The organism is Streptomyces sp. NPDC003016 (assembly GCF_053591455.1).
In genome coordinates this window covers 203,354-216,746 of sequence record NZ_JBSFTV010000002.1, presented here as the reverse complement: position 1 = coordinate 216,746, position 13,393 = coordinate 203,354, and the positions used below count along the sequence as shown (strand labels likewise).

Annotated in this window: 14 protein-coding genes; 4 read left to right on the top strand and 10 right to left on the bottom strand. The window is 67.1% G+C overall.

Annotation, left to right across the window (positions count from 1 at the left end):
- Positions 1-79 precede the first annotated feature (79 nt).
- Genes ACWDZ4_RS02415 through ACWDZ4_RS02395 form a run of 5 tightly spaced genes read right to left on the bottom strand, consistent with a single transcriptional unit; the run spans position 80 to position 2,652 of the window.
- A complete protein-coding gene (locus ACWDZ4_RS02415) occupies positions 80-472 on the bottom strand; it encodes an RRQRL motif-containing zinc-binding protein (protein WP_451506595.1) in 393 nt (130 codons plus the stop codon).
- On the bottom strand, positions 472-711 hold the full coding sequence (locus ACWDZ4_RS02410) for a hypothetical protein (RefSeq protein ID WP_451506594.1): 240 nt from the start codon (positions 709-711) through the stop codon (positions 472-474). Before ACWDZ4_RS02410 ends, ACWDZ4_RS02415 begins: the two co-directional genes overlap by 1 nt.
- Positions 708-1,694: a DUF2637 domain-containing protein gene (locus tag ACWDZ4_RS02405; protein WP_451506593.1), complete on the bottom strand. Its 987-nt coding sequence runs from the start codon at positions 1,692-1,694 to the stop codon at positions 708-710. The genes ACWDZ4_RS02410 and ACWDZ4_RS02405 overlap by 4 nt, the downstream gene beginning before the upstream one ends.
- Complete coding sequence (locus tag ACWDZ4_RS02400; RefSeq protein WP_451506592.1) at positions 1,691-2,335, bottom strand: GGDEF domain-containing protein; 645 nt, start codon at positions 2,333-2,335, stop codon at positions 1,691-1,693. The genes ACWDZ4_RS02405 and ACWDZ4_RS02400 overlap by 4 nt, the downstream gene beginning before the upstream one ends.
- Positions 2,332-2,652: a hypothetical protein gene (locus ACWDZ4_RS02395; RefSeq protein ID WP_451506591.1), complete on the bottom strand. Its 321-nt coding sequence runs from the start codon at positions 2,650-2,652 to the stop codon at positions 2,332-2,334. Before ACWDZ4_RS02395 ends, ACWDZ4_RS02400 begins: the two co-directional genes overlap by 4 nt.
- Positions 2,653-3,442: 790 nt before the next feature.
- Between ACWDZ4_RS02395 and ACWDZ4_RS02390 the strand changes: the two genes are divergently transcribed.
- Positions 3,443-4,231 (top strand): GntR family transcriptional regulator, encoded by a 789-nt coding sequence (locus tag ACWDZ4_RS02390; RefSeq protein ID WP_451506590.1) that lies wholly within the window; start codon positions 3,443-3,445, stop codon positions 4,229-4,231.
- A 2-nt stretch (positions 4,232-4,233) separates the two neighbouring features.
- Entirely contained in the window at positions 4,234-4,992 is a 759-nt protein-coding gene (locus ACWDZ4_RS02385; protein ID WP_451506589.1) for a glycosyltransferase family 2 protein, read from the top strand.
- Here ACWDZ4_RS02385 and ACWDZ4_RS02380 read toward each other — a convergent pair whose 3' ends face one another.
- The 3 genes from ACWDZ4_RS02380 to ACWDZ4_RS02370 all read right to left on the bottom strand — a co-directional run bounded on the left by ACWDZ4_RS02380 (position 4,993) and on the right by ACWDZ4_RS02370 (position 8,598).
- Positions 4,993-5,553, bottom strand: coding sequence for a hypothetical protein (locus ACWDZ4_RS02380; RefSeq protein ID WP_451506588.1), 561 nt, complete (start codon positions 5,551-5,553; stop codon positions 4,993-4,995).
- A gap of 213 nt (positions 5,554-5,766) precedes the next feature.
- Positions 5,767-6,765 carry a hypothetical protein gene (locus tag ACWDZ4_RS02375; RefSeq protein ID WP_451506587.1) on the bottom strand — a complete coding sequence of 333 codons (999 nt, stop codon included), beginning with the start codon at positions 6,763-6,765 and terminating at the stop codon, positions 5,767-5,769.
- Between the two features lie 1,044 nt (positions 6,766-7,809).
- Positions 7,810-8,598 carry an SDR family oxidoreductase gene (locus ACWDZ4_RS02370; RefSeq protein ID WP_451506586.1) on the bottom strand — a complete coding sequence of 263 codons (789 nt, stop codon included), beginning with the start codon at positions 8,596-8,598 and terminating at the stop codon, positions 7,810-7,812.
- A 129-nt stretch (positions 8,599-8,727) separates the two neighbouring features.
- On the opposite strand from ACWDZ4_RS02370, the gene ACWDZ4_RS02365 reads away from it, so the two are divergent.
- Both ACWDZ4_RS02365 and ACWDZ4_RS02360 read left to right on the top strand, forming a co-directional pair.
- Positions 8,728-9,342, top strand: coding sequence for a TetR/AcrR family transcriptional regulator (locus ACWDZ4_RS02365; protein WP_451506585.1), 615 nt, complete (start codon positions 8,728-8,730; stop codon positions 9,340-9,342).
- Positions 9,343-9,474: 132 nt separating this feature from the next.
- Complete coding sequence (locus ACWDZ4_RS02360; protein WP_451506584.1) at positions 9,475-10,329, top strand: IS5 family transposase; 855 nt, start codon at positions 9,475-9,477, stop codon at positions 10,327-10,329.
- A 19-nt stretch (positions 10,330-10,348) separates the two neighbouring features.
- Here the strand turns inward: ACWDZ4_RS02360 and ACWDZ4_RS02355 are convergent, their stop codons facing one another.
- Positions 10,349-11,095 carry a phosphotransferase family protein gene (locus ACWDZ4_RS02355; protein WP_451506583.1) on the bottom strand — a complete coding sequence of 249 codons (747 nt, stop codon included), beginning with the start codon at positions 11,093-11,095 and terminating at the stop codon, positions 10,349-10,351.
- Between the two features lie 186 nt (positions 11,096-11,281).
- Positions 11,282-13,345, bottom strand: a complete 2,064-nt coding sequence (locus ACWDZ4_RS02350) for a phosphocholine-specific phospholipase C (protein ID WP_451506582.1) — start codon at positions 13,343-13,345, stop codon at positions 11,282-11,284.
- Between the last annotated feature and the right edge of the window lie 48 nt (positions 13,346-13,393).

The following is a 13,393-nucleotide window of genomic DNA, read 5'->3' as shown; positions in this document are numbered from 1 at the left end:
AAACGGGAGGGATTGAGAGGGGCCCGGGCGGCGCTTTGGTAGGCCGACCGTCCGGGCCCCGCTGGGCGAAGCTGCGCGTTCAGGCAGCGATTTGGGGTGCGCCGGCGCAGGCCACGCACATGCCGAGCGAGGTCGGGATGCGGTATCCGGCATCCCGCCGGCACTCCGGGCAGGTCTGTTGGGCGGCGTTCGCCTTGGCCAGCGCCGCCCACTTCGCGGGCGTCATCGGCCGGACCGGTTTGGCGTGGTCGATGCGGTACAGGTAGGCGACGCGGATCGGGCTGGTGCCCTTGCGCCAGTAGCGGCGGGAGTACCAGAGGACTTGGGCGGCCACGTCCTGGCCGCCTGGGCGCAAGCCGCGGTCGCGGAGTTGGCGGCGGGTGGCCAGACCGTCCGGGGCCATCCGCCATGGATAGGTCGGGAGGCCGTACCGCTCGCCGGTCGGGTCGTACAGGCGGTGGCGGGCGGCCATCACGTGATGCGGTGGTAGGCCGCGCGGCACGATGCGGCGTGCTCGTTCGCGTCGCGCCGGGTGAATGCCAGGATGTCGCCCCCGGGGTAGTCGGAGCGTTCCGCGCAGCCGTGGCACTTCCAGTGCGACGCCCTGCCGTAGGTCCTGCCGGTGATGTCCACGGCGGCGCCCACCTGGTTATGCAGCCGGATCAGCAGATCGGTCGGTTCAACCGGAGCCGTGTTCGGTGAGAGCTTCACAGCGTCGCTCCTTCCAAAGCACGGGCTGCAGGCCCGGCCACGCGTCCGGCGTCGCGCAGGTCCTGGTAGCGGGTGGAGACCCAGCCGGTCGACCAGCCGCACAGCTCGGCAGCCGCCCGCACCGGAAGCCCGCTATCAAACGCGGCCTGGACGATCTGCCGCGCCCGCTCCTCGGGCAGCTTCTCGGCAGCGGGTCCGGCGGCCAGCAGCGCGGCGCGTTCACGCTGCGTCCGCTCCTCGCGCTCCCGAAGCTCCCTCTCGTGTCGCTCAGCCGCCTCGCGTTCACGGCGTTCACGATCACGGATCTGCTGTTCACGCTCGCGTTCACGGCGTTCACGCGCCTCACGCTCCGCCCGCTCACTGGCCTCGATACGCTCCCTTTCCTCGCGCCGTGCCCGCTCCTCGCGTTCAGACTGCTCACGGGCGAGATGGGCCTCGTGCTCACGCTGTTCACGCGCCAGCATCGCGGCGTGCTCGCGCTCCTCCCGCGCTCGTCGGTCAGCCGCCTCACGGCGCTCGGCAGCCGCCCTCTCCCGCGCCTCGGCATCAGCCCGCTTGCGGGCGTCCAGCGCGGTTACAGCGGCGGCGATGGCCCGCCGGTAGGCAAGCCCCGTCTCCGCCGTGACGATCAACAGCAGCGGCGCCACCGCATGCACGGCCACACCGACCAGGTCTTTCCGCAGGGCTGAGTCCGCGACGTTCAAGGCCAGGGTCATGCCGCCGGTCATCCACCGCAGCGCGATGGGCCACCGGCCACCATGACCACCCAGCCCCGCAAGGACCGAGTCCAGGCGGACCACGATCACCACGGCGGCATCCACCACCAACGGCAGAATCGGCGCTGTCCAGTCCCACCTATCCGGCGTGTGCGCGGCCATCAGCGGCGTGACCGTCAGGATCGAGTAGAGCATCGCTCCACCGACGATCAGCCACGTACCGACCGATAGCGCCTTCTCGGCTGAACGGATCTGAACACTGTTCATCCCGCCACCCCCCAGCCTGTCCCCGAACGCCCGGCGCGGCGGCCGTTGACCGTGGCGCGTACCGGGACCAGGCCCTCGACGACGTACCAGCCGCCCCCGGATTCCTTGGCCACGTACATGGCCTCATCCGCCCGGCGCATGAGCGCGGGCAGAGTGCCGGTCAAGTCACCGTTGTTGCGGATGGCGCCGATGGAAGCGCCCAGCTCCACCCGCGCCCCGTCGAAGGTGAACGGCTCGCACAGCGTCTCGTGCAGGTCCTCAAGGGCCGATTGCAGATCCACGTGGTGCGCGGCCGTGACCACGGCGGCGAACTCATCCCCGCCCAGCCGTGCCGCGCATCCGCCCATACGGATCGCCCAGTCGTTCAGGCGCGCGGCGACGATGACCAGCCCGACATCCCCAGCCGCGTGACCGTGGGTGTCGTTCAGGGCCTTGAAGCCATCGAGGTCGATGACCACCACGGACGTGAGGCCCTTGCGCAGGTCGCCCCCGGCGCGGGTCTCGAAAGCCTCACGCCGCATCAGGCTCGTCAAAGGGTCGCGGCGTGCCTGTTCGATCCGGCGACGCAGCCGCAGGCTGTGCACGGACCATCCGGCCGCGAGCGGCAGGGCGGCGGCCAGGGCTGTCAGGGTCTGGCTCATGCCGCCGCCTCCCCGGCCTGGGCGGTGCGGCCGGCGGCGCGGGCGGCGCGCAGGAACGGCACCGTGCGGGTCAACGCGTCGGCGTACAGCGCGTCCCACGCGGCGACCTCGTCCCCGGCCTCCCCCTGCGCGGCCAGTTCCGCGATGACCTCGCGGGCCACCGCCTCACGGGCCGCCCGCTCCTCAGCGGACTCCAGGGTGAGCGGGCCACGGAACAAGTCGCGGTCCAGGCCCAGCGGCAGCTCGTCGAAGCCCAGCGCCAGTTCCGTGAACTCGATGTCGTTCAGCACGTGATGGTTGCCGATGTAGCTACGCATGTGGATCTCTCCTGAAGCGAAGGGACGGAGGGAACCGGGCGCGATCGCGGTCTTTGGAGAGAGACGACCAGCCCGGCGTGGAGCCCTGTGATTCCGGCTCCCCTCAACCCCGCCCGCACGAGACGGGCGGGGGAGGCAACCGGCCGCAGAACAAGCGCTGCGGACGCTGGCTAAGCCACGCGAGAAGCACCGGAGGCACTCCGGGACCCCCTCGCGCGGGTCATGCGGTGACGCTGTGGGCATGGCTGCCGGTGCCGGTCCAGCACGGGCAGCGCCTGCGTATGTAAGCGGGCCATGGCGGTCTCCGATCACGGAGAAGGGAACGCGAGAGCTTCGCCGGTGCCATGGCCATGGCATTCCGGTCCCGAGCCTCGCTGTATCGGGGCGCCCTATTCGCACTGCTCGGCGCCAGCAGAACGACCGCAAGCGGACCGGACCCCTCATGGGGACCAGCTCCGGCATCAACCACGGTCGTCGACGGTCATCACCCGGCCGTCGCGGGGACGGGGAGCCACCCCCGTCGAGTCTTTCGTCCACTGTTCAGTTCTCAACCAACGAACGCTTCCTTCGAACCCGTTTCACGGGGCCCTCCGGGCGCAGGTCCAGCGGTTTCGCGCGGCTCCGCCGGTACAGGCGGGCATAAAGCGAGAGACAGAAGCACTCAGCAAGAGGTCCTGTCCTCAACTCCTCTTGAGGAGTTGCCATGACTATGGCGGACTCGGGAGCGCTCGTCAACTCCTCTTGAGGACTTATGCTGAGATGGTCAACAACCAGGGATGGTGTGCTCCACATGGCGAAGCAGTACGAGCGGATCGCAGACGCCCTTCGGGCGCGCATCCGCGCAGGTGAACTGAAGCCGGGGCAGCGTCTGCCCGCAGAGACCTCGCTCGCGAAGGAGTACAAGACGAGCCTGCCGACCATGCGCGATGCGCTTAAGTTGCTGCTGGCCGAGGGTCTGATTGACAAGAAGCACGGGGTGGGGAACTTCGTGCGGAAGCCGCGCCAGCTCGTGCAGCGGGACAATGGCCGGCATCAGTGGGAGAAGGATCGCGCGCGGCTCACGGAGCACGAGCGGATGGAGACGGGAGCCACGGAGCATGACACGGGGCTGACCATCTCGGATCTCGTGTTTCGTGCTGACTACCGCGAGGTAGAGGCCAGCGAGGATCTGGCGAAGCACTTCGGCGTGCCAGTCGGCACTCGTCTACTGGCACGCGTCTACCGCACACACCACCGAGACGAGGACGCGCCCTTCAACGTTGCGCGCTCGTACCTCGTCTACGACATGATCGCGAGCAACCCAGATCTCCTCGACCCCTCGAAGGAGCCGTGGCCCGGCGGGACGCAGAATCAGTTGCACACCATCGGCATCGAGCTGGATCGCATCGTGGAGCACGTCACGGCACGCCCGCCCACCTTCGAAGAGACCGAAGAACTCGGGCTGCAAGGCGGTATCGCCGTAGTGGTACTGCGCAAGACTTCAATCGATACGGATGATCGCGTAGTGGAGGTATCGGAAGTGACGTTGCCCGGCGACCGCACAGAGCTGATCTTCACCACCCCGCTGGAAAGGTGGTGACCATGCCCAAGCTCATCACCGTCATCACGGCAGTCCACGGCCCAGGAGCGCACTACCTTCCTGACGCTTACAAATCCCTGCTCGCCCAAGACCTCCCAGACGGGTGGGGCTGGGAGTGGGTGATCCAGCAGGACGGCGAGACCGAGGACGTCGCGCCGTACGTCCCCGATGATCCGCGCGTGCACTTCGACCAGGGGCGCGCCGGCCGCGCTGCCATGGCGCGCACCATCGGGCTTTCACGGGCGCAAGGCGACTACGTCAAGGTTCTCGACGCTGACGACATGCTGACGCCAGGTTCTCTCGCGAGAGACCTGACTGCACTGCTGGATAATCCGGGCGTGAGTTGGGCAACGTCGCGTGTTCTCGACTACCTGCCGGACGGGTCCACCCTCGGGTTCGACCAGGACCCGCCGGAAGGAGTCATCGATAGGGGCGCGGTGCTGGACCACTGGAAGGCTCATGACTACCGCGCGCAGGTCCACCCGGCGACGCTGTTCATGCGGAGAGATCTTCTCCTGGCGCTGGGAGGGTGGATGGCTCTCCCTGCCTCGGAAGACACCGGGCTACTGCTTGCCCTGAATGCCGTGAGCCGCGGATGGTTCACTGCGGAGACCGGCTTGCTCTACCGGAAGTGGCCCGGCCAGGTGACGAACCAGGCCGCGCACGTGAGCCAAGGGGAGCGGGACGCGAGAATGGCCGTCATCGAAGCGCGCGCGTCAGTTCTCGCGAGCCTCGAAGGCTGGCGCTTCAACATGGACTGATCAGGACTCGGTCTCATGTCGAGTGCGCGGGAGGATGAGATCCCGCGCACCGTGGGCCTCGCCGTGGAAGTTTCCACTTACTCCAAGGTCTTGCCGCGCTGCCTCATGGAAGCTGTTGATCGCCTGAAACGCGGTTTTGTGCAGCTCGCGCCACTCATCCAACGTTCCCTCGGTCGTCCCCCTGGCGCGCCAGTCGATGGCGTGAGCCGCAGTGTTCAGCCGGTGGGCCGCTTCAATGACCCCATCCTCCGCGAGCAGCATGACCCGCTCGAAGGCGCGCCCGCGGCTGCCTTCGGCGTCGGCCAGCTCCATAGTCAGGTCTCGTTCGCTCCGCTCGATGCTGCGCATGTCCTTCCTGACCTCATAGAGGAGGACTGAAGAGTAGATGCAGGTCCGCACGCGGTCTATGTACTCCGCGTAGGCATCCAGCTTTCGCTCATCCCACCTGGTCAGCATGGTGTACTGCGTGCGCTGACGTTCCATCCGATGGTTGGTGAAGTGGGTCGCTAGCCCACCCAGCAACACAGCAGCGATGGTGACGAGCTGCCCCACGATGTCCATCGATCCCCCAACTACGGCCCCAGACCCAGCAGGGATCATAGATGGAACATGAAGAGCGATCAGAAAAACGACAGACAGGTTCATCCGAGGCGCGACTGTGGGGGGTTGAGCCTCGCGTCCTCCTCCGGCTCGCTTGCAGCACGACAAAGGACCCGGACGAAGTGTCCGGGTCCCTGCTCGACCAAGAACTGAGCCAGTGGACAGGCCATACCTCTACGGACCTCCCTCTACACGTTTCCGGCTTTCAATTGCGATCGCTTCGAGCCCTGGAGGGAGCAACTGAATAAAGTGAGATGCCTTACCCCAGCTGCGGAAAGAGACGAGACCTCGAATCACTCTAGAGGAGAGTTCCTCATCACCAGCCGAAGCTGCAATTGTTACGAATTCCGCCACCTCACGCTCAGTGACTACCTCGACCAACGACTGAATCAATCCCTCCCGAACATCCCACATCTCTTTTTTCCCCAGTAACTGATAGAGATCCCATCGATACTTACTGGAGTGACCACTTCCGTAACGAGCAACAAGCATGGGAACTCCCTCTGGACAACCTAGCGAGAGGAATTCTCGAATTAACAGCAGAACAGCATTCGAAGAATCAGGCCAAACATCGTCAGAATTCCAAGTGTTTCCCACTTTCCAGTCATGGCCTCCTTTATGTAGCGAGACGAAGAGCTCGGCTATTTCCGCTAGGGGCCTTTCATCTCGAACGACCCTGACCAAGGTAGCTGCATAACCAGTGGCACCAGCCCGCATCATCAAGTCAGCAAGTTGACATACGTCGAAGATGGGTCGCACTCTGGCGAACGCACCCACGAAAAACTTCCCCTCTGCCGGAAACCATCCATCGTCCGATAAGGGCGGAAGCAGGGAAGCCAAAGCTGGAACACGAGAGGGGGGCAACCGTTCAGCCAACCCCTCCAGCAGTCCTTTGGCGAAGTTAACCCAATTGCGCTCCTTTAGCTTGCTTAAAATTTCAATGATGGTTTCCGGTGGCCGATTTTCAGCCAGCTCAACAACGGGAGTTACATCACCCGAAGCGCTAGCTTCCTCAAGGGCTCGAAGTATGGGATCTTTAGAGTAAGTTTCAGTGACCGCTTCCACAAATGGTTCCTCTGCCGCAACCCAGAGAGCAATAAACCGTGAACTTTCGGCATCCTCTCCGGGACTACTAATAGCCTGACTGGCCAAAACGCGAACGAGGCTGTCCAATTGCTTGACCGTAGGCCAGCGCCGCCCAGAGAGGATTTGTGAGACCAGATCTCTGTTCATAGTCGCACTGAGATCGTCTCGCTTTAGTACCTCGGTGCTTATGCTGCGAACACCCGGGATGTCAGCTAGGCGATAGAGCCTGTGTAGCTCAATGAGCACGTCACGTCTTGGACCTGGAGGTATCTGGTCCGTTCCGGGTAGGGAGACCCCCCGAGCACCTCTAGTGGGCATGCGTCTTACCCCGTCTGTAAGTGTCAGCAAGTGTCATCAGGTGTCCAACACACTAGATGAACCAAAGGCTCTGAGCTGCGCGAACGACCAGTCTCGTCTTGAAGCTGTCACCGGGCTGCCAGCTACTCCCCGCGTCGCCAGTCAATGGAGATGCAGTCGCGGGCCCTCCACAGAGCGGGCTCCCCCACGCCGCGCGCTGCGAGCCGACCAACTGGAGGACAGGTGACAGAACAGCGCCCGAGTGAGCGCCACGAGATGGGACGTCGGACGATAGGGATGCAACTGCTTCTCGCAACCCTTGGCGGGGTTTGCTCTGCGGCCGGCAAGCGAGCCTTGGAATGGTGGCTAGGTTGGTGGGGCGGAGACTGAGTCTGCCGCTCGGCGCAGCTGACACCCCAGGCAATGGAAGCCTCTTCGTGTGAGGGGCGTGTGAATCAGAGAAGCGCACGCCCCTTGCACGGCTTCTTCGCAGGTCGGAGCCATTGGCAGGGTCTCAGTGAGCGTGCCCTCCGGAGCCGTGTGCGCAGGTTCGAATCCTGCCGGGGGCACTTCGCAGGAAGTGCCCAAAGACCCCGCCATCAGCGGTTTCGCTGAGAACGGGGTCTTCGCGTATGCGCAGCCGTACGCCGCCCGGAGCCGGTGCATGAAGACCGTGCGGCCCAGGTGCGGGACGGGTCGGGAGCGGTTCCCCAGTCGGTCGCCAAAAACTGCGAGACCGCTGCGGGGTTGGTCGGGCCGACGGTCGGACCGTCGTGGGGCGGCATCGCGGCCGCAGCGGCCGTGATCAGCGCCCGCAAGCTGGTCCCGGCCGGTTCAGACCGTCTTGATCGCGCCTCCGTCGATGATGTGGTCCGCGCCGGTGACACTGCCCGCGAGGGGGGAGGCGAGGTAGGTGACGAGGGTGGCGACCTCGTCGGGGCGGACCAGCCTGCCGGTCACCATTCCCATGGCGGCCGGGAGTTGCGCCAGGAGCTCGTCCTGCTTCACGCCCATCGACTTGGCCAGCTCGGCTCCGTAACCGTCGGGGCTTTCCCACAGGTCGGTGCGGACGGGGCCGGGCGAGACCGTGTTGACGCGTATGCCGCGGGGGCCGAACTCCTCCGCCAGCGCCTTGCCGAACGCGGTCAGTGCCGCCTTCGCGGTGGTGTAGGTGATGGGGCCGGCGTGCGGTGTCCGGGCTCCGTTGGAGGAGATGTTGACGATGGAGCCGCCGGTGTCCGCGAGGTGGGGCAGTGCCGCCCGGGTGGTACGGACCGCGGCGAGGAAGTTCAGGTCGAACGCGTCGTGCCACTGCTGGTCGGTGAAGGTGAGGAAGCCGCCCGTCTGGCCCTCGCCGGCATCACCGCCCCCCACGTTGTTGACCAGGAGGTCCAGCCTGCCGAGTTCGGCCCGGGCCTCGGCGATGAGGCGGGCGGGACCGTCGGGGGTGGAGAGGTCCACGGGTACGCCGATCGCGCCGGTGGCCTTGAGCTCCGGTGTGATCACCCGCGCTGCGGCCACCACCCGCACGCCCTCGCCGACCAGTGCGGAGACGGTGGCGAGGCCGATGCCCCGGCTCGCGCCGGTCACGACAGCCGCCTTGCCGGTCAGTTGCAGGTCCATGGGCACTCCTCTTCGGAAATGAAACATTGAAGATGCTGGAAGCATAGAAGTTGCTACACCCTTGTTGCAAGTAATAGGTGAGTGGCTACTTTGACGTAGTCTTGCGGGGTGGAAGAGGGAAGGAGCTCCGTGGAACGCAAGAGTCAGCAGCGGCCGCTGCGCGCGGACGCCGAGCGGACCGTCAGGGTGATCCTGGAGGCTGCCGAACGCGTCCTCGGCGCCAATCCGGCGGCGACCATGGAACAGATCGCGGAGGCCGCGGGTGTCGCGCGGACGACTGTGCACCGCCGGTTCACCAGCCGCGAGGCTCTGGTGGATGCCCTGGCGGCATGGGCGACGCGGCAGTTCCACGAAGCCGTGACGAGCGCCCACCCCGACAGCGCCCCGCCGCTGGTGGCCCTCTACCAGGCGACGGCCAACGTCCTCCGGGTCAAGATCGGCTGGGGGTTCGCGATGAGCAGGACGGCCCCGGAGGACCCGGAGGTGGCACGGGCGCACGCCGATGTGCTCGACCAGTGCGACCGTCTGTTCCGGCGGGTGCGCGAAGCCGGCGTCCTACGGCCCGATACGGACCTGGTGTGGGCCCGCCGCGTCTACTACGCCCTCATTCACGAAGCCGCTCTCGATCGGTCCGAGAAAGCCGGTGACGACACCGGCGATGTCGACGCGTTGGCGACCCGCGTGGTCGACACGCTGTTGCGTGGCATCGGGCGGCAGGGCGAGGGCGGCTTCCTCGGTCCTTGACGGTCCTTACGACTCCTAACAAAAAGAGGTTTCTGGACCTCCAGGAATGACGGTGTGTCAGTTCTCGTTGATGCTGGCCGAAGGGGGTGCGAGCCAGTCGAGACGAGGAAGACCGCTGCCAGACCGTGGGAGATGGACGACGAGTTGTGGGCGCGCATCGAGCCGCTGCTGCCGGTCGTCCCGCGTAATCCGCGGCGTCCAGGTCGTAAGCGTCTGGATAGTCGCAAGGTGCTGTGCCGGATCCTGTTCGTGCTGTACACCGGGATCCGCCGGGAGTTTCTGCCCCAGGAGCTGGGCTTCGGCTCGGGGATGACCTGCTGGCGACGGCTGCGGGACTGGAACGAGGCCGGGGTCTGGCAGCACCTGCACGAGCTGCTGCTGTCCGAGCTGCGCGCCGCAGACCTACTCGACTTCTCCCGCCCAGCGGTCGACTCCAGCCATATCCGCGCGATGAAGGGCGGGCCGGCCACCGGTCCGTCCCCGGTGGACCGGGGCAAGGCCGGCAGCAAGCACCACCTGATCGTCGAGGCGCACGGCATCCCGCTCGCGGCAATCACCACTGGCGGCAACCGCAACGACGTCACCCGACTGATCCCGCTGATCCGGGCCGTCCCGCCGAGCCGCGGCAAGCGCGGCCAGCCACTGCGCCGCCCCAAACACCTGTACGCCGACCGCGGCTATGACCACGAGGTCTACCGGGACAAGGTCCGCCGGTTCCAGATCACCCCGCACCTCGCCCGGCGCGGCACCGGGCACGGCTCCGGCCTGGGCGTGTACCGCTGGGTCGTGGAAGGAACAATCGCGCTGCTGCACTGGTTCCGCCGCCTGCGCATTCGCTGGGAGATCCGCGACGACATCCACCACGCGTTCGTCACCCTCGGCTGCGCCGTCATCTGCTGGCGACCACTGCGCACCGCACTCTGTGGAGCGCAAGGGCGAGCGATCGCCCCAGGGGGGTCTGCTCGATGCGTCAGAACGCATTCGTAGCAGTCGGGCCTGCGCAGCCTCACATCCGGGATCTCAGTACGTCGACCTCGCAGCCCGGCGCGAACGGGTCGAAGCCGTGCTCGATCAGCCAGCGAACCGCCAGCAGGCTTCGCAACGACCACCACGCGTGGATCACATCAAGGTCAATGTCGGTGCCATAGCCGGCGATGACGTCGTCGAGGTGCTCCTCGTGTCCGAGCGTGAAGGTGGCGAGGTCGTACAGGGCATCACCCTGACCCGCCTCGGACCAGTCGATGACGCCCGTGACCTCGTCGCCGTCGACGAAGACGTGCGCGATCTGCAGGTCGCCGTGCGTGAACGCCGGAGTCCACGGCCGGAGCGCGGCCTCGGCGACCTGGCGGTTTCGGGTGACCAGGTCAGCGGGCAGGAAGCCGTTCGTCACGAGCAGCTCGCACTCGTCGTCGAGTTCCGCCGCCAGCGCGACGATGCTCCGGCCGGCCCGGCCCGGTCGGGCCGGCAGCGGCGCATCGTGCAGCTTCCGGATGGCGGCGCCCGCCGCGGCCCACGCCGCCGGCGACCCGGTCGACGGCCCGCCCAGGCGCCCAAGCGTCGTCCCCGGGAGTGCGGCGATCGCGAGCACGGACGGCTTGCGCCACAGGACCTCCGGGGTCGGGACCGGCGCGAGGGACATCGCCTCGACCTCGGCATCGATGCGCGCCTGATCGGCGTCCACCTTCAGGAACACGTCGCCGACGCGCAGGGTCGCGCGCTCGGAATGGGCGACAACGACTTTGACCTCATCCATGGGCGACCAGTATTCCGGGGATGATCGCCGACGTCGCCGGGTTTATCCCGTGCGATTACGCGACTGACCGCATCCCGATACCCAGCGGCCTCGTGCGCGACACCGGCCCCTGACCAGGTCAAGTCCACCACTTTTGTTAGGAGTCCTTAGTCGTTCTTGGCCGTTCTTGGCCGTTCTTGACGGTCCTCAGGCGGTGGCGGTGGCCGGGTCGCTCACCCCCGGGGCTCCGGTCTCCACGTGGCCGGCGAAGCGGCGCAGGAAGACGGCGTCCGTGTCGGAGACCACCGACACGTCGTACCAGCGCTTGGTGGCGCGCAGGTCCACCGTGTGCGCCACCGCGGCGCCCGCGCGCACCGTGAAGGTCTGCGGCTGCCCGCCGTAGGCGTTGGTGACGGAGAGGTGGGCGGTCGTGGCGCCCGCCGGGTTGGTCAGGGTCAGGTCGAGGTTCCCGGTCGTCGCGTTGTGGCGGGCCGTCACCTCGGGGCAGGCGGTCTTGGCGGGGCTCTTGAAGGTGCGCAGGAAGCCGTTCGGGCCGTGGACCGTGAGGTGGTGCACGCCCTTGGAGTACGCCGAGTTCCAGGTGTCGGAGACCTTCTTGCCGGCTTCCGCGGTGTACGTCCAGGGGGCGTCGGTGCGGTTCGCCGACGTCACGTAGAACTGCGCTCCGGCCGCGGCGCCCGGACCGAAGGTCAGGGCGATCCGGCCGTCGGCCGTGTTCACCGCGGCGTCCACGTACGGGGCGTACGGCAGCGGGCGGGCCGGGCGCGTGCCCGGCTCCTGCTTGGGCATGGCGCCGACCGCCGGCGCGGTGGGCCGGTAGTCGGGGTGGCGTTCGCGGTCCGGTGGCTCGTACGCGGCGGTGCCGGGCAGTTCGGCGGGGCGCGGGTCGGCCGTACCGAAGTCGAAGGCCGAGGTGAGGTCGCCGCAGATCGCGCGGCGCCACGGGGAGATGTTCGGCTCGTTCACGCCGAAGCGGCGCTCCATGAAGCGGATGATCGAGGTGTGGTCGAAGACCTCGGAGCAGACGTAACCGCCGGTGCTCCAGGGCGAGACGACGAGCATCGGGACACGCGGTCCGAGGCCGTAGTTGCCCGCCGCGTACGACGTGCCGCCCGCGTAGAGCTCGGTGGTGGTGTCGGCGGTGGACTTGCCCTGGGAGGGGGAGGCCGGCGGGTACGGGGGCACGACGTGGTCGAAGAAGCCGTCGTTCTCGTCGTACGTGATGAACAGGGCCGTCCTGCTCCACACCTCCGGGTCGGACGTCAGCGCGTCCAGGACCTGCGCGATGTACCAGGCGCCGTAGTTCGAGGGGAAGTTGGAGTGCTCGGTGAAGGCTTCCGGGGCGGCGATCCAGGAGATCTGCGGGAGCTTGCCGGCCAGCACGTCGGCCTTCAGGTCGTCGAGGTAGCCGTCGCCGTTCTTGACGCTGGTGCCGGTGCGGGCCTTGTCGTAGAGCGGGTCGCCGGGCCTGGCGTTGCGGTACTGGTTGAAGTAGAGGAGGGAGTTGTCCCCGTAGTTGCCGCGGTAGGCGTCGTTGATCCAGCCCCAGTGGCCCGCGGCGTCCAGGCCGTCCCCGGTGTCCTGGTAGATCTTCCAGGAGATCCCGGACTTCTCCAGGCGTTCGGGGTACGTCGTCCAGCCGTACCCCGCCTCCTCGTTGCCGAGGACGGGGCCGCCGCCGGTGCCGTCGTTGCCGGTGTGACCCGTCCACATGTAGTAGCGGTTCGGGTCGGTGGCTCCGACGAACGAGCAGTGGTACGCGTCGCAGACGGTGAACCTGTCGGCGAGGGCGTAGTGGAACGGGATGTCCTCGCGCGTCAGGTACGCCATGGTGGTGGGGGTCTTGGCCGGCACCCACTGGTCGTACCTGCCCTGGTTGATCGCCTTGTGGCCGCCCGCCCAGTCGTGGTTGAGGCCCTGGAGGAACTGCATCCCCAGATCGTCGGCCGTCGGGTGGAACGGCAGCGTCACCTTCTTGTTGCCGTCCGCCTGGTGCCAGACCGGCTTGCCGCTCGGCAGCGTCACCGGGCGCGGGTCCCCGAAGCCCCGTACGCCCTTCAGCGCGCCGAAGTAGTGGTCGAAGGAACGGTTCTCCTGCATCAGGACGACGATGTGGCCGACGTCCTGGAGGGTGCCGGAGCGGCGGGCGGCCGGGATGGCCGCGGCGCGGTCGATGCTGCTCGACAGGGCGGCGAAGCCCGCGGTCGCCCCCGCGATCTGGAGGAAGCGGCGCCGGTGGAGATCTGGCATGAGTGCGGGGTCTCCTGGGGTGTGGGGGGACGGGAGCGAAGAGAATGT

Coding starts and splice junctions, on each gene's coding strand:
- ACWDZ4_RS02415 (WP_451506595.1), bottom strand. CDS start 472: ATGGCCGCCCGCCACCGCCTGTACGACCCGACCGGCGAGCGGTACGGC.
- ACWDZ4_RS02405 (WP_451506593.1), bottom strand. CDS start 1,694: ATGAACAGTGTTCAGATCCGTTCAGCCGAGAAGGCGCTATCGGTCGGT.
- ACWDZ4_RS02400 (WP_451506592.1), bottom strand. CDS start 2,335: ATGAGCCAGACCCTGACAGCCCTGGCCGCCGCCCTGCCGCTCGCGGCC.
- ACWDZ4_RS02395 (WP_451506591.1), bottom strand. CDS start 2,652: ATGCGTAGCTACATCGGCAACCATCACGTGCTGAACGACATCGAGTTC.
- ACWDZ4_RS02390 (WP_451506590.1), top strand. CDS start 3,443: ATGGCGAAGCAGTACGAGCGGATCGCAGACGCCCTTCGGGCGCGCATC.
- ACWDZ4_RS02385 (WP_451506589.1), top strand. CDS start 4,234: ATGCCCAAGCTCATCACCGTCATCACGGCAGTCCACGGCCCAGGAGCG.
- ACWDZ4_RS02380 (WP_451506588.1), bottom strand. CDS start 5,553: ATGGACATCGTGGGGCAGCTCGTCACCATCGCTGCTGTGTTGCTGGGT.
- ACWDZ4_RS02370 (WP_451506586.1), bottom strand. CDS start 8,598: ATGGACCTGCAACTGACCGGCAAGGCGGCTGTCGTGACCGGCGCGAGC.
- ACWDZ4_RS02360 (WP_451506584.1), top strand. CDS start 9,475: ATGGACGACGAGTTGTGGGCGCGCATCGAGCCGCTGCTGCCGGTCGTC.
- ACWDZ4_RS02355 (WP_451506583.1), bottom strand. CDS start 11,095: ATGGATGAGGTCAAAGTCGTTGTCGCCCATTCCGAGCGCGCGACCCTG.
- ACWDZ4_RS02350 (WP_451506582.1), bottom strand. CDS start 13,345: ATGCCAGATCTCCACCGGCGCCGCTTCCTCCAGATCGCGGGGGCGACC.